Raw genomic sequence first — 14,990 nt, forward strand, 5'->3', positions numbered from 1 at the left:
CATGGACAACAGCAACATTCCGACGACGGCGGGCCAGGACCCGTCAGCACCGGCACCGGCCCGCGTGGGAACCGTCGTGTGGGGACTGATCGTGCTGGCGCTGGCGGCACTGATCATCGTGGCGCAGCTGGGCGTCATTTCGCTCAACGGCACCTACGTGCTGATCGGCCTCATGATCGGCGCCGGCGTAGCGCTGGTGGCCGGCGGACTGCTCTCAGCCCGCAAACGTGACAATGAACCAACTACAGGGAAGTCTTGAACCATGGATAAGTTCTTCAGCATCGTCAGGGGCTTGGGCCTGAAGCGCGGCCCGGAGCGGTGGCTCGGCGGAGTCTGCGGCGGCATCGCCGCGAAACTCAACGTGGACGTCGCGTTTGTCCGTATCGCCTTCCTGCTCTTCGCCCTGCTTCCCGGACCGGCCTTCGTTTTCTACCTCCTGGCCTGGGTGGTCCTTCCGGACCAGCGCAACGAAATCCCGCTGCAGACGTTCCTGGACCGCCGGTCCCTCAACAGCTGAAAAGCCTGCCCCCGGGATCCCAGCCCCGCTCCGTTGACCAGTTCACACGGGCGGGGCCTTTTCCTGTCCCGCGCCTTTTGGTCCAGCGCCTTTTTGTCCAGCGCCTTTTGGTCCCGCCGAACACCTGTCGGGTCGTGATGCGCGGCACCGGGAATGTAACCAGTTTGTGTCGTACCCCACACCCCGCACTACACTTCTAGGTGAGCTCAGCGTGGCGCTCTGCCTGTAAACCTTCTCTCCAGGATTTGAGCAAAACATGAAAATTGGAATCCTCACCAGCGGTGGCGACTGCCCCGGGCTGAACGCTGTCATCCGCGGCGCAGTACTCAAGGGCATTGCCATCCACGGCCACGAATTCGTCGGATTCCTCGACGGCTGGCGCGGCGTGGTGGAGGGCGACATCATCGACATCCCCCGCACCATGGTCCGCGGCATCGCCAAGCAGGGCGGCACCATCCTGGGCACCTCCCGCACCAACCCGTTCGAAAACGGCGGCGGACCCGAGGCCATCAAAGCGCACATGGACCGGCTGGGCATCGATGCCATCATCGCCATCGGCGGTGAGGGAACCCTCGCCGCCGCCAAGCGCCTGACCGACGCCGGGCTGAAGATCGTCGGCGTTCCCAAGACCGTGGACAACGACCTCGACGCCACCGACTACACCTTTGGCTTCGACACCGCCGTGCAGATCGCCACCGAGGCAATCGACCGGCTCCGGACCACCGGCGAGTCGCACCACCGCTGCATGATCGCCGAAGTCATGGGCCGGCACGTGGGGTGGATCGCGCTGCACGCCGGCATGGCCGCCGGCGCGCACGCCATCCTGATCCCCGAGCAGAAGGTCAGCATCGAGCAGATCACCGAATGGGTGAAGGAAGCCCACCACCGCGGCCGTGCGCCCCTGGTGGTCGTCGCCGAAGGCTTCGTCCCCGAACACATGGAAAGCCCGCACTCCGAGCGCGGCCTGGACACCTTCGGCCGCCCGCGTTTGGGCGGCATCGCCGACCAGCTCGCCCCGGAACTGGAGGCCCGCACCGGCATCGAAACCCGGGCCACGATCCTGGGCCACATCCAGCGCGGCGGCGTCCCGTCGGCCTTCGACCGTGTCCTGGCCACCCGCCTGGGCATGGCCGCCATCGATTCCGTGGTGGAAGGCTATTGGGGCACCGTGGTGGCGCTGAAGGGCACGGACATCGAACACGTGGCCTTCCAGGAGGCCCTGGGCCAGCTCAAGACGGTCCCGCAAAAGCGGTATGACGAAGCCGCGGTGCTGTTCGGCTAAGGAGCCTGCCCGCCCTAGGCTGGGACCATGACACTCGATCCCGGTTCCGCTGCCATCATCCAGCTGGCGTGGGCGCGCCGGCTGGGCTTTGACGACGACGTGTTCGCTCCGGCGCTGGCCTCCGGGGAGCGTATTGTCCGCGCGGACGAATCCGTGCGGACTGTCGAGTTCGTCCGGCTCTTCGGAACGTCGGCGCTCGTGGGCCCGCAGGAGGTCATCGACGCTGCGGCGGACATTCCCGACGAACAGATGGCCCAGCATGTGACGCTGCTGACCTTGACCAGGTCCCGCGGCGGCCACGGGCTTGGGGCCGCCGCACTGTTCTTCGCCGACGACCTGCCGCTGCAGCAGCCCTCAGAAGAGCTCACCGTTTCGCACGGCAACCCGGAGGCGATCGAACTGGAGGGGCGCTGCCCGCCCGATGACGTCAACGAAGTGGGCTTGTCCGATCTGGAGAACCGGTACACGATCGTCCATGAGGTGGAAGGCCGGCGGGTGCCCCTGGCCTGCGGGGCGTACGGGGAGTGGGAGGGCCTGCTGGCCAACATGGGCGTCCTGGTGGATCCTGAGTGGCGGCGGCGCGGCCTGGGCTCCCTCGCAGCCTCGATCGCCGCCCACGAAGCCTTGGCGGCGGGGCTCACACTGCAGTGGCGCGCCGATGTCAGCAACACCGGCTGCCTCGCGCTGGCCCGGAAGCTGGGCCTGTCAGCCGGCGGAATCCAGACCAGCGTCCACCTTCGCTGACGACGAGCCCTGACCGGGGGTGGTCCAGCCATGGATGGGCTGCGGTTTGGCGAAGAACAGGGCCACCGCAGCTCCCACCAGGATCACTCCGGCGGGCAGCAGGATGGACTGTCCCATCGCCGTCGAGAACCCGCCCTGCAGGAATTCCGGAAGGGTGCCGCCCATCGCCATCCCCTCGCCCGCAGATCCGCCGTGCCCGCCGCCGGGCAGCTCAGCCGCAAGGCGGGACTGGATCAGCACGGCGATTGCTGCGCTGCCCAGTACGGCGCCGATCTGGCGGGTGGTGTTGTAGACGCCCGAGCCCGCACCCGCCTGGCGTGGCGGCAGGTTCCTGGTGGCCGTGGTGCTCAGCGGGGCCCAAATGCCGGCGTTGGCGAAGCCGAGGACGGCGCTGGGCAGCAGGAACAGCAGGATGGGGGTCTCCGGGTGCATGAGCACCGAGTTCCAGAGCAGGGCCACGGCCATGAGCACCAGTCCGGTGGCGGTGATGTACTTCGGGTTGACCCGGTCCACGAGCTTGCCGACCACCGGTGCCAGTCCGCCGGAGATCAGGGCCATGGGCACCATCATCAGCGCGGACTGGGTGGGGGTGAGGCCGCGGACCAGCTGGTAGTAAAAGATCAGCGGCAGGCTGAAGGCGGTGACCGTGAAACCCACAGTGGTGATGCCGATGTTGGCCAGCGAGAAGTTCCGGTCCCGGAAGAGCCCCAAGGGCAGGAGCGGCTCACCCTTGTTGTAGCGCTGCCACACCACGAAGACCGCCAGGACCGCGATGCCGGCGATGATCAGGCCCCACACCGTGATGGGCCCCGCGATGGTGCCCCAGTTGTACGTCTCGCCCTCCTGGATCCCGAACACGAGCAGGAACAGGCCGGCGGCGCTCAGCAGGACGCCGGGGATGTCGAAGCGGTGCGGGTGGGTGGCCAGGGCCGGCACGTTGCGCAGCGCCAGGATGAAGCCCACGACGCCGATGGGCACGTTGATGAAGAAGATCCACTCCCAGCCCAGGCCGTCTACCAGGACGCCGCCCAGGATGGGCCCGACGAGGGTGGCAATGCCGGCTGTGGCGCCCCAGACCGCCATGGCGGGCCCGCGCCGGTCCGGCGGGAAGATCCGGGTGATCACGGCCATGGTCTGCGGGGTCATGATGGCGGCGCCCAGCCCCTGCAGCACGCGTGCGGCGATCAGGACCGCCACATTGCCGGACAGGCCACACCAGAGGGAGGCCAGTGTGAAGACCACCAGGCCGGCGAGGTACAGGCGTTTCGGCCCGAACCTGTCGCCCAGCCGCCCGGTGATGAGCAGCGGGACGGCATAGGCCAGCAGATACGCGCTGGTTACCCAGATCACGGAGTTGATGTCGGCGTCCAGGCCCTCCATGATGCGGGGGTTTGCCACGGAGACGATGGTGGTGTCGATCAGGATCATGAAGAACCCGATCACCAGGGACCACAGGGCAGGCCAGGGCTTTGCTACGTTTTCCACTTAGTCATCCTTCAGTGGTGTGGGAGGTGCCCGGCTGGGCCAGGGAAGGTTAGCCCAGCAGGTCCAGGATCTCCGTGCGGGCGAACATCTGCGCTGCGGCACGGGCCGAGGGCGCGCCGGCATCAGGATCGGCGCCGGCGTCCAGCAGGACCCGGGCCACGTCTGCGTACCCCTTGAATGCCGCCCCGGCGAGCGGAGTCTGGCCCCGGTCGTTGGCGGTGTTGGCGTCGGCGCCGTGCTGCAGGAGCAGCTGGACCGTGCCGGCCTGGCCGTGGTAGGCGGCGAGCATGAGCAGCGAATCACCCGCGGCATTGGTCAGGGTGGCGGGAGCCCCGGCGTCGAGGTAGGCGCCCAGCAACCCGTCATTGCCTTCGCGGGCCGCCTGGAAAAGCGTGTGCGCCAGGGCGACGGCGTCGTCGTCGTGCTGTCCCGGGACGCCCGTGGCTGCGGTACCGGTGTCTTCTGTCATTAGCGTGGCCCCTTCAGGAATCCGGTCTGGCGCCCCACTACCTGGCCGGCGTCCGGGGCAACGATAAGTTCCTGGGCGGCAGGGTAAGGCTCGTCCCCGTCCAGGACCGTCAGTATTTCATCCGGGGCCACCGAACGCTTTACAACCGCCAATGCCACGGGTCCCATCTCGTAATGCTGGGCCACGGACGTCACCGTCCCCACCTTTCGCTGCCCCACCATCACGGGGCTGCCCGGCTGCGGCAGCGTGTGCTGGGATCCGTCCAGCTGGAGGAAGACGAGGCGACGCGGCGGGTGGCCCAGGTTGTGCACCCGGGCAATGGTTTCCTGGCCCTTGTAGCAGCCCTTGGCCAGGTGCACGGCGGTCCGGAGCAGGTCCAGTTCGTGGGGGATGGTCTTGTCATCGGTTTCGGCCCCGATCCGTGGCCGCCAGGCGGCAATGCGCAGCGCCTCGGCCGCGAGCACCCCAGCCAGCGCGCGTCCGGCGACGGCGTCCTCCAGCTTGTCCGCCGGGATCAGGTATTCGAACCACGGCCGTTCCAGTCCCGGGTGGGACTCCTCGGGGACGGTGGCATAGGAGTATCCGCCGGCTCCCACGTGCGGCCACGGGTCCTGCCAGGCAAGGTAGGCAGACCAGTCAGGAACAGCCCGGGTGCTGCCCACCACGGCCCAGTCCGCGGAGACGTCGGCGATTTCCACCCGCAGCATGAACTTCATCCGGTTCAGGTACTCGGCCAGCGGCGCAGCCTCGGCGGCCTCGACGATCAGCCAGGTGGTCCCGCCGTCGTCAATAACACGGGCGTCAAAATCGATGCGCCCCTGCACGCTCAGCAGCAGCAGTTCACTGGACTCGCCCGGCTTCAGCGCGGCGACCTGCTGCGAAGACAGGGTGTTCAGCCAGCTCAGCCGGTCCGGCCCGGCGACGGTGACCACGCCCCGATGGGAGAGGTCGACGACGGCAGTTCCGGCGGCGAGTGCGCGCTGCTCGCGCAGCGGCTCACCGTAGTGGGCGGCGACGCCGGCGTCCGGGCCTGCGGCCTCGACGGCACCGGGACGCGACAAGAGAGGGCTGGGGGTAGTCATATGAAGTAGAAGTCTACGGGGGTCAGCGGTATTCCGGGTTTTCGAAATCGAAACGGGTGCCGGCCGACCACTCCTGGGGAAGGTTTCCGTAGGCGGGGTAGCCGCCGGCGTCCTTGAGGATCCTGGCCAGGTGCAGCAGGTTCCAGGTCATGAAGGTGGTGTTCCGGTTGGTGAAGTCGCTTTCCGGACCGCCGGACCCTTCGTCCAGGTAACTGGGCCCCGGACCCACGGGCCCGATCCACCCGGCGTCAGCCTGCGGCGGGATGCTGAAGCCGATGTGTTGCAGGCTGTAAAGGATGTTCATGGAGCAGTGCTTGATGCCGTCCTCGTTGCCCGTGATCAGGCAGCCGCCGACCTTCGGGTAGAACGCCCATTGGCCTTTGCCATTCAGTTCGCCGGAGTGGGCGTAGAGGCGTTCGATAAGTTTCTTGGTCTGGGAGGAGTTGTCCCCGAGCCAGATGGGACCTGCCACCACCACGATGTCGGCTTCCTGCACCGCCGGATAAAGCTCCGGCCACTCATCAGTGGCCCAGCCGTACTGCGTCATGTCCGGGTACACCCCGGCGGCAATGTCATGGTCGACAGTGCGGATCACCCGGGTGGCGACGCCCTGTTTTTCCATGATGCGGCGGCTGATCCTGATCAGGCCGTCCGTGTTGGATGTCTGGGGCGACTTCTTCAGGGTGCCGTTGAAGAACACGGCCTTGAGGTCGCTGTAGTTCCTGGGTGTCCCTGCATCTTCCATGGCGCCGCTCCCTTGGGGTCAGGAAACCTTCTTCAGGAAGGCGGAGGCGTGGGCCTCGAGCCCCTTCCCGGTTTCTCCTCCTGTTGCGACGTCCCAGCGCCACAAAAGGTTCCCGTCCACCAGCCCGAAAATCCGGGTGGCGGCGCTGTAGTCCTTGGAATGGCTGCCTCGCATGACCATGTCGGTGGTCAGCTGGATCTGCGGGCCCTTGATCTGGCCGTAGTACAGCTCACTAATCCCGCCCGGGTGCGCGATGGATACGGAGATATCGAACCCGCCATCCTTGTTGCGGAGGGCTTCCACCTCGTCAGCGCTCTTCAATACCGGGACGATGTCTGCGGGCACCAGGCCGGGGCCGCCGTCGGCATCCAGTTGTTTGCGCTCCAAAGCCCAGAAGCCCGTCTCGACGGTGAGCGGCCGCAGGCGGGTGCCTTCGTCGTCCGTCAGCCAGCTCTCGGCGCGGTACTGCAGGTAAGGCAGCCCGTTGTGCGTGAAGGAGACATGCTGTTCGAAGTGCTCTGAGTCCTCGTCGCCGCTGCCAAGCCGGCCGCGGCCCTCCCACTCACCAATGAGCCAGGAAAGGGGCACGAGTTCGGGCGTCAGATCTGTGGGAATCTCAATGGGCATTGGTATTACCTCGAGATACTGCCGGGCGCTCCGGAAGCGGGTTGTCTACTTCTGGCCCTTGAAGAGTCGGTAGACCACGAAACCGGCGAACCAGGCCATGGACAGGCTCGCGATGCCGAGCAGGACAAGGAAGAAGATTTCAAAAGCAAGTACGGACATGATGCCATCCTAACCGTTAGTAGATGAGTAGTTTGTCTATGAAGTAGGCAAGGGACCCCACCGCCGAGACGGGCGCCAGGCCCATGCTCAGCGCGGCAAGGATATTCAAGGGCGCGCCGCGCAGGGTGGCGAGCCTGCGGAAGCTGGCCAGGACCGCGCCGACGACGACGCCGAAGACGGCGGCCGGCAGGACGGCAATGTCCGACAGGACCAGCCCCGCGAGCGGCCCCGCGAGTCCGGCAAGCACAATGCCCAGCGGCGCAACGATGCTGTCCGGCCACCGGATGAGCCCGGTGAGCAGGGCCACTGCCGCGCTGATGGCCGCCACCAGCAGCATCTCGCGGACCCCGTTAAAGCGGGCGCTGGCAATCCAGCCGGCTCCGAGGCAGGACAGCAGCACGCCCACGCAGCATCCGAGCGTGGATTCCAGGCGCTGCGCCTGGCCCGTCCCGCGGATCAGCTGCACCACGAACACGGCCATCATTCCCAAGGCCACGAAAGCCGGGGTCCAATCGAGGTAGCCCGGGGCCGGGGCGGCGGCTGCGGCCACGGCGGCGCCGGCGCCGGGCAGGGCGATGACGGCAGCCAGGGTCTTCTTCGCCGGAATCCTCAGGAAGTGCGGCCAGCCGATGCCCACTGCGGCGGCGATCACGACGCCCACCACGGTGAGGACCTGCGGTGGTGCGTAGACGGCGGCGATGATGGCGATGAGGCCGGCGATCCCGACGATGCCGATCGCCCATGAGCCGAGCGAACGCACCGGAGCCTGCAGATCCGCGCTCATGCGGGGACCGGCCTGTGCTTCGTCTGTGCACTCACTGCGCTGATTTCCCATCCTGGCCTCGGCCCGAAGGGCGGTCGGCCCCCTCACGGCAGGGCTGGTCCGCCCTGGTCCAATCCTGCCTTATATGAACCGCATATGTCGCAAAACGGGCTCCTGCCGGGCGTGGATCTGTGGTCCGGAACGCACTGCCGGTATACTCAAGGTTCAGCTAAGCTCCCTGCTGAGGTGGCTGGCCGGCGGCGTGCTGACGGTCAGGAAACCTCCCGCAGGAAGCCAGTACCGGCCGGTGAGAATCCGGTTCAGTCGCCCAATGATGCGCGGACGGCCCTTGGAGGAACAATGTCGCACATCCTGTTACTGACCAACAGCACCGGTTCTTCGGTAGACATCCTGCCTGCCTTGGAACTGCTGAACCATCGGGTCCATATCCTCCCCGCCGAACCCACCGCCCTCCTGGAAACCGACCCCTGCGACATCGTCCTGCTGGACGCACGCAAGGACCTGGTAGGGGCGCGCTCCCTCACACAGCTCCTGAAGGCCACCGGCCTCAGCGCTCCCCTGGTGCTGATCCTGACCGAAGGCGGCATGGCGGCCGTTTCCTCGGCCTGGGCGGTGGATGACATCGTCCTCGATTCGGCTGGTCCCGCCGAGGTGGAGGCCCGCATCCGGCTCTCGGTCGCCCGGGCAGTGCCTGAACAGGAGGACGCTCCCAGCGAGATCCGCGCCGCCGGCGTAATTATCGACGAGGCAAGCTACACCGCCCGCGTCAACGGGGCACCCCTGAACCTGACCTTCAAGGAGTTTGAACTCCTTAAGTACCTGGCCCAGCACCCGGGCAGGGTGTTCACCCGCCAGCAGCTGCTCACCGAGGTGTGGGGCTACGACTATTACGGCGGCACCCGCACGGTGGACGTCCACGTCCGGCGCCTGCGCGCCAAGCTTGGCGCCGACCACGAAAACCTGATCAGCACCGTCAGGAACGTGGGGTACCGCCTCACCCTGGTCCGGCAGCAGGAAGATGAGCTCACCGAGGCCTGAGCCGGATCCGCCGCCGGCGTATAGCCTTGCCTCATGACTCCAGCGCACCCGCAAAAGTGGCCCGTCCAGGTTGTCCGGGGCGGAGTCGACCCGCAGCTCCTGAAGGACTGCCGCGACCTGCTCGCCGCAGCCGAGGAATCAGACGGCAACCCGTCCATCTCTGAGCAGACGCTTGTGACCATGCGCGCCGGTAACTCCGCCGGGCACACGCTGCTGACCCTGGCCCTGTACGCCCCGGACGAGGACTCGGATCCGGCGACCGGCGAAGACCTGGCCGGGTTCGCCGTCGTGGTGGAAGAGCCGGACGGCAATGGCATCCTGGAGATCGCCGTCCACCCTGCCTACCGCAACCAGGGCGTCGCGGACCGCCTGGTGGGTGCGCTCAAGGAAGTCCGCGGCTTTGACGGACTGAAAGCCTGGTCCCACGGCAACCATGAAGCGGCCGCCGACCTTGCCGCACGGTACGGCTACGCGCCCGTGCGCGAACTGTGGAAGATGCGGATGACCACGGCGGACACGGACCTGCCCGACGCCGGCCTCCCGGACGGGGTCTCCATCCGCACCTTCGTGCCGGGCCGGGACGAAGAGGCCTGGCTGGCAGCCAACAAGGCCGCGTTCGCCCACCACCCGGAGCAGGGCAGCCTGACCCGGGCCGACCTTGAAGCACGGATGGCGGAGGACTGGTTCGACCCCGCCGGCTTCTTCCTGGCCGAGGACCGTGACGGCCGGTTGCTGGGCTACCACTGGACGAAGGTCCACCCCCGGCATGGAGCACACCCGGCGATCGGCGAGGTCTATGTGGTGGGCGTGGCGCCGGAGGCCCAGGGCCTGGGGCTGGGCAGGGCACTGACCATTGCAGGCATCAGGCACCTCCGCGATTCCGGCCTGTCGGCAGTCATGCTCTATGTCGACGCGGACAACGATGCCGCCGTCTCGCTGTACCGCCGGCTTGGTTTCAGCCGCTGGGACATGGACGTCATGTACGGCCCGGTGGCTGCAGGCTGAGGCGCCGGTTGGCAGGAACACATTGCGGGTGAAAGACGGGGCCGGGGGCCTGCGAATGCTTGTAAGGTTGAAAACGAACCGTGCGGGGCGGATGCGCCGGCAGCACACCGGCAGGTAAAGGAGAAGCCATGAACCCGGAACCGTCCGGAACAGCCACGCCACAGGATGTTGCAGTGCCGGTGCGCGCCCGATTCGGTTCCTCCGAGGTACCGGCGTCACGGGCCACCCAGGACCGCATCGACATCCCGGAGTTCGCCCCGAACCTGCAGCCTGAGGGCGACATCCGCCCGGACCGGTTCCTGGACCGGGAACTGAGCTGGTTGGCCTTCAACGCACGGGTGCTGGAACTGGCCGAGGACCCCAACCTGCACCTGCTGGAACGGGTCAACTTCCTGTCGATCTTCGCGTCCAACCTGGACGAGTTCTTCATGGTCCGAGTGGCAGGCCTGAAACGGCGCATCGCCACGGGACTTGCCGTGCCGTCCCCCGCAGGCCTGAGCCCGGTGGAGGTGCTGGAGAGGATCAGCGAGGCTGCGCACCGGCTGCAGGAGCGGCACGCGCAGGTCTATGCGGACCAGATCCGGCCTGCCCTGGCCTACGAGCACATCCACCTGATGCAGTGGGAAGAGCTCGACGACGCCGCGCAGCAGCAGCTCAGCGTGATGTTCGCCGAAAAAGTGTTCCCCATCCTCACCCCGCTGGCCGTCGACCCGGCCCACCCTTTCCCCTACATCTCCGGGTTGTCGCTGAACCTCGCCGTCGTGGTCCGGAACCCGGTCAGCGACAAGGAGCTCTTCGCCCGCGTCAAGGTGCCGGACCAGCTGCCCCGGCTGATTTCCATCGACGGTCCCCGCGCCGGCGCAGTGCCGGGCCGGGTGGCACGGTTCATCTCCCTCGAGGATGTCATCGCCGTCCACCTGGACAAGCTGTTCCCGGGCATGGAGGTGCTGGAGCACCACAGCTTCCGCGTCACCCGCAACGAGGATGTCGAGGTGGAAGAGGACGACGCCGAGAACCTCCTCCAGGCCTTGGAAAAGGAACTCCTGCGCCGCCGCTTCGGGCCTCCGGTCAGGCTTGAGGTCACCACGGACATCAACCCGAACATCCGGTCGCTGCTGATCCGCGAGCTGGGCGTGGAGGAATCCGAGGTGTACTCGGTCCCCGCTCCCCTGGACCTGCGCGGCCTGTCCGTGATCGCCGGGATCGACCGGGCCGACCTGCACTACCCCAAGCACATGCCGCACACCTCGCGGTACCTGAACGAGTCCGAGACCTCCAAGGCAGCGAATGTCTTCGCCGCCATGCGCCGCCGGGACATCCTGCTGCACCACCCGTACGACTCGTTCTCGACCTCGGTCCAGGCTTTCCTGGAGCAGGCCGCGGCGGACCCGAAAGTGCAGGCCATCAAGCAGACCCTGTACCGGACTTCCGGCGACTCCCCCATCGTCGACGCCCTGATTGATGCCGCAGAGGCCGGCAAGCAGGTGTTGGCCCTCGTGGAAATCAAGGCCAGGTTTGACGAGCAGGCCAACATTTCCTGGGCGCGGAAGCTGGAACAGGCCGGGGTGCATGTGGTGTACGGCATTGTCGGCCTGAAGACGCACTGCAAGCTCTCGCTGGTGGTGCGCCAGGAGGTGGACGGGCTGCGCCGGTACTGCCACATCGGCACCGGCAACTACCACCCCCGCACCGCGCGCTACTACGAGGACCTGGGCCTGCTCACCGCCAACGACCAGGTGGGCGAGGACCTGTCCAAGCTGTTCAACCAGCTCTCCGGCTACGCCCCCAAATCCACGTTCAAGCGGCTGCTGGTGGCACCACGGTCCGTGCGGTCCGGGCTGATCGACCGGATCGAAACGGAGATCCGCAACGCCCGTGCCGGCGTGCCCGGACGCGTACAGATCAAGGTGAACTCCATGGTGGACGAAGCCATCATCGACTCCCTGTACCGCGCCTCCCAGGCAGGGGTGAAGGTCGACGTGGTGGTGCGCGGAATCTGCTCGCTGCGCCCCGGCGTTCCGGGCCTCAGCGACAACATCACCGTGCGCTCCATCCTGGGCAGGTTCCTGGAGCACTCCCGCGTGTTCGCCTTCGCCAACGGCGGGGACCCCGTGGTGTATATCGGATCCGCAGACATGATGCACCGCAACCTGGACCGCAGGGTGGAGGCCCTGGTCCAGCTGGCCAGCCCCGACGACATCGCGTACGTCCTTGACCTCATGCAGCGCTACATGGCGCCGGAGACGTCGAGCTGGCACCTGGACAACGAAGGGAACTGGACACGGCACCACCTGTCCGAGGACGGGAAGCCGCTTGAAGACGTCCAGTCCTGGCTCCTGGCCTCCCGGCCGCGCCAGCGCAGCCTGAGCCGGCGATAAAGGACCCGGCGTTGTCGAGCGATGCACTCGTAGCTGACCAGACAGACCATCCCGGGGAACCCATAGCGGTCGTCGCTGCCGGCGCCCTGCCGTGGCGGGTCACCAAGGACCGGCTGGAAGTCCTCCTGATCCACCGGCCCCGGTATGACGACTGGTCCTGGCCGAAGGGGAAAATCGACGACGGCGAGACCGTCCCTGAGTGCGCCGTACGTGAGGTGCGCGAAGAGATAGGCCTCGACGCGCCGCTGGGCATCCCTCTGCCGCCCATCCACTACCACGTGGCGTCGGGCCTGAAGGTGGTGCACTACTGGGCGGTGAAGGCGAATGGTGCCCGCTTGGTTCCCGACGGCAAGGAAGTGGACAGCGTCATGTGGTGCAGCCCCGAAAGGGCCGCTTCGCTGCTGTCCAACCCGTCCGACGTCGTACCCCTTGAATACCTGCGCGAAGCCCACGTCCGCCGCGAGCTGGACACCTGGCCGCTGATCGTCCTCCGGCACGCCAAAGCCAAACCCCGGTCGTCCTGGAGCAAGGCCGAAGGGGAACGTCCGCTCGCCGCCACCGGAACACGGCAGGCGCAGGCGGTGGGCCGGATGCTTCAGGCATGGAAGCCGTCCCGGGTGGTTACCAGCCCCTGGCTGCGGTGCGTGGCGACGGTGGCGCCCTATGCCAAGGCGTCAGGGGCGAAGGTGAAGCTGGTAGAGGCGCTGACCGAACACCGGCACCACCGCAGTCCGAAGAAGACGGCCAACACCGTTAAGGCCCTGTTCGACAAGCAGCGGCCGGTGGTGGTTTGCACCCATCGGCCTGCGCTCCCCACGGTGCTCCGGCAGGTGGCCGAGCACATGCCGGCCCGGCTGGCGAGCCTGCTCCCGTCGAAGGAGCCCTACCTGTCGCCGGGGGAAGCCGTGGTGTGCCACGTGGCCAACGGCGGCAAGAACAAGATCGTGGCCGTGGAGCAGTTCAAGCCGTTTGACGACTAGGAGCTTCGCATTTCGCCGGTGTAGGCCAAGTAGACTTGGGGCGTGAGCATCCCAACGCCCTATGAAGACCTCCTGCGCGATGTCCTGGCCTCCGGCACCCATAAGTCGGACCGCACGGGCACCGGAACCACCAGTGTTTTCGGCCGCCAGATCCGCTTTGACCTTTCCAAGAGCTTTCCGCTGATCACCACCAAGCGGGTCCACTTCAAGTCCGTGGCAGTAGAGCTCCTGTGGTTCCTGCGCGGTGAAACCAACATCAAGTGGATGACGGACCAGGGCGTCACCATCTGGAACGAATGGGCTGACGAGGACGGCGACCTGGGCCCGGTCTACGGCGTGCAGTGGCGCAGCTGGCCCACGCCGGACGGCGGCCACATCGACCAGATCGCGGAGCTGGTGGAGAACCTGAAGTCCAACCCGGACTCGCGCCGGCACATCGTTTCCGCCTGGAATGTCTCCGAGCTCAACGACATGGCGCTGCCGCCGTGCCACGCCTTCTTCCAGTTCTATGTGGCCAACGGCAAGCTCTCCTGCCAGCTCTACCAGCGCTCCGCGGACATGTTCCTGGGTGTGCCTTTCAACATCGCCTCCTACGCTCTGCTCACCTGCATGGTCGCCCAGCAGGTGGGGCTCGAACCAGGCGAATTCGTCTGGACGGGCGGTGACGTGCACATCTACGAAAACCACATGGACCAGGTCCTCAAGCAGCTGGAACGCGAGCCTTACGAATACCCGCAGTTGAAGATCAACCGGAAACCGGAGTCGATCTTCGACTACACGCTGGAGGACTTCGAAGTGGTGGGCTACAAGCACCACCCCACGATCAAGGCTCCGATCGCCGTATGAGCACCGAAAATTCCACGGATCCACAGTCCTTCACGGAGGAGCTGGCCGCTTCGGTGACCGGCGTCGGCCTGGTGTGGGCCCAGACTTCCGACGGCGTCATCGGCAAGGACGGGGACATGCCCTGGCACCTGCCGGAGGACCTGAAGCACTTCACCCGGCTGACCACCGGGCACCCGGTCATCATGGGCCGCAAGACGTGGCTGTCCTTTCCGGACAAGTACCGTCCCCTGCCCGGGCGCACGAACATCGTGATCACCCGGCAGAAGGACTGGGCCAACACGCCCGAGGCGGAGGGCGCCGTCGTGGTTCCCTCCCTGGATGATGCGCTGCTTGAGTCGCAGTTCGTCGACGGCGGCGAGACGGTCTGGATCCTGGGCGGCGGGGACGTCTTCCGCCAGTCAACCGAGCTCGCCAACGTCGCGGTGGTCACCACCATCGACGTGAAGGCCGACGGCGACACGTTCGCCCCGGAGCTTGGCACCAGTTGGGAGGCGTCCGCCTCCGTCCCGCCGGACGGCTGGCTGACCGCCGCCAACGGCACGCGCTACCGATTCACCAAATGGTCACGGACCGAGGGCTAGGAACATGCTGAAGAAACCGGAAACCCTGTTCGTCCTGGGCTACATGCTGCTGCCGCTGCTCGCGCTGCTGTCCGCGATCGTCGGGCTGACCATGATCCTGGGCGGCAACAAGATCGCCGGGGCCATCGTGCTGGTGGTGGTGACGCAGGTCTTCGCGTTCGGTGCTTTCTTCGCCCTGCGTGCTCGCAAGGCAGCGGTGCTGGAGCAGTCGGACCGGAGCTAGCGCTTCCGGCCGCGCATGGGGAGACCGCCCCATCGCGGGCGGCCC

17 protein-coding genes are annotated in these 14,990 nt (G+C 66.8%); 11 read left to right on the plus strand and 6 right to left on the minus strand.

The features are described from left to right. The first annotated feature begins 1 nt into the window (after position 1). The 4 genes from AC3IMC_RS07850 to AC3IMC_RS07865 all read left to right on the plus strand — a co-directional run bounded on the left by AC3IMC_RS07850 (position 2) and on the right by AC3IMC_RS07865 (position 2,543). Positions 2-259, plus strand: coding sequence for a hypothetical protein (locus tag AC3IMC_RS07850; RefSeq protein ID WP_490917814.1), 258 nt, complete (start codon positions 2-4; stop codon positions 257-259). Positions 260-262: 3 nt separating this feature from the next. After that, entirely contained in the window at positions 263-517 is a 255-nt protein-coding gene (locus AC3IMC_RS07855; protein ID WP_490917816.1) for a PspC domain-containing protein, read from the plus strand. Between the two features lie 256 nt (positions 518-773). After that, a complete protein-coding gene (locus AC3IMC_RS07860; protein ID WP_490917818.1) occupies positions 774-1,799 on the plus strand; it encodes an ATP-dependent 6-phosphofructokinase in 1,026 nt (341 codons plus the stop codon). Between the two features lie 27 nt (positions 1,800-1,826). Next, positions 1,827-2,543, plus strand: a complete 717-nt coding sequence (locus AC3IMC_RS07865; protein WP_490917820.1) for a GNAT family N-acetyltransferase — start codon at positions 1,827-1,829, stop codon at positions 2,541-2,543. On the opposite strand, the gene AC3IMC_RS07870 is transcribed toward AC3IMC_RS07865, so the two are convergent. The 6 genes from AC3IMC_RS07870 to AC3IMC_RS07895 form a co-directional block, all read right to left on the minus strand. Beyond that, the gene (locus AC3IMC_RS07870) at positions 2,505-4,028 is read right to left on the minus strand and encodes a DHA2 family efflux MFS transporter permease subunit (RefSeq protein WP_490917822.1); all 1,524 of its coding nucleotides are present in this window, start codon (positions 4,026-4,028) and stop codon (positions 2,505-2,507) included. The two genes, AC3IMC_RS07865 and AC3IMC_RS07870, sit on opposite strands and share 39 nt — an antisense overlap. 49 nt (positions 4,029-4,077) lie before the next feature. Beyond that, positions 4,078-4,497, minus strand: a complete 420-nt coding sequence (locus AC3IMC_RS07875; RefSeq protein ID WP_490917824.1) for an ankyrin repeat domain-containing protein — start codon at positions 4,495-4,497, stop codon at positions 4,078-4,080. Next, positions 4,497-5,579, minus strand: coding sequence for a CAF17-like 4Fe-4S cluster assembly/insertion protein YgfZ (ygfZ, locus tag AC3IMC_RS07880; protein WP_490917826.1), 1,083 nt, complete (start codon positions 5,577-5,579; stop codon positions 4,497-4,499). The genes AC3IMC_RS07875 and ygfZ overlap by 1 nt, the downstream gene beginning before the upstream one ends. A gap of 22 nt (positions 5,580-5,601) precedes the next feature. Beyond that, entirely contained in the window at positions 5,602-6,324 is a 723-nt protein-coding gene (locus AC3IMC_RS07885) for a flavodoxin family protein (RefSeq protein ID WP_490917828.1), read from the minus strand. Between the two features lie 18 nt (positions 6,325-6,342). Further along, entirely contained in the window at positions 6,343-6,951 is a 609-nt protein-coding gene (locus AC3IMC_RS07890) for a nitrobindin family protein (protein ID WP_221386440.1), read from the minus strand. A 175-nt stretch (positions 6,952-7,126) separates the two neighbouring features. After that, complete coding sequence (locus AC3IMC_RS07895) at positions 7,127-7,894, minus strand: permease (RefSeq protein ID WP_490917830.1); 768 nt, start codon at positions 7,892-7,894, stop codon at positions 7,127-7,129. Between the two features lie 339 nt (positions 7,895-8,233). Here AC3IMC_RS07895 and AC3IMC_RS07900 point away from each other — a divergent pair, with 339 nt between their 5' ends. From AC3IMC_RS07900 to AC3IMC_RS07930, 7 genes are all read left to right on the plus strand, one after another. After that, complete coding sequence (locus tag AC3IMC_RS07900) at positions 8,234-8,932, plus strand: winged helix-turn-helix transcriptional regulator (RefSeq protein ID WP_018769102.1); 699 nt, start codon at positions 8,234-8,236, stop codon at positions 8,930-8,932. 33 nt (positions 8,933-8,965) lie between these two features. Beyond that, on the plus strand, positions 8,966-9,937 hold the full coding sequence (gene mshD / locus AC3IMC_RS07905; RefSeq protein WP_490917832.1) for a mycothiol synthase: 972 nt from the start codon (positions 8,966-8,968) through the stop codon (positions 9,935-9,937). Positions 9,938-10,065: 128 nt separating this feature from the next. Next, entirely contained in the window at positions 10,066-12,315 is a 2,250-nt protein-coding gene (locus AC3IMC_RS07910) for an RNA degradosome polyphosphate kinase (protein WP_490917834.1), read from the plus strand. 11 nt (positions 12,316-12,326) lie between these two features. Then, positions 12,327-13,295: an NUDIX hydrolase gene (locus AC3IMC_RS07915; protein WP_490917835.1), complete on the plus strand. Its 969-nt coding sequence runs from the start codon at positions 12,327-12,329 to the stop codon at positions 13,293-13,295. Between the two features lie 42 nt (positions 13,296-13,337). After that, complete coding sequence (locus AC3IMC_RS07920; protein WP_490917837.1) at positions 13,338-14,141, plus strand: thymidylate synthase; 804 nt, start codon at positions 13,338-13,340, stop codon at positions 14,139-14,141. Continuing rightward, positions 14,138-14,722, plus strand: a complete 585-nt coding sequence (locus tag AC3IMC_RS07925; protein WP_490917839.1) for a dihydrofolate reductase — start codon at positions 14,138-14,140, stop codon at positions 14,720-14,722. The genes AC3IMC_RS07920 and AC3IMC_RS07925 overlap by 4 nt, the downstream gene beginning before the upstream one ends. 4 nt (positions 14,723-14,726) lie before the next feature. After that, positions 14,727-14,945 carry an NF038396 family protein gene (locus AC3IMC_RS07930; RefSeq protein WP_490917840.1) on the plus strand — a complete coding sequence of 73 codons (219 nt, stop codon included), beginning with the start codon at positions 14,727-14,729 and terminating at the stop codon, positions 14,943-14,945. The last annotated feature ends 45 nt before the right edge of the window (positions 14,946-14,990 follow it).

The sequence above is a fragment of the Arthrobacter sp. E70 genome (assembly GCF_058266945.1).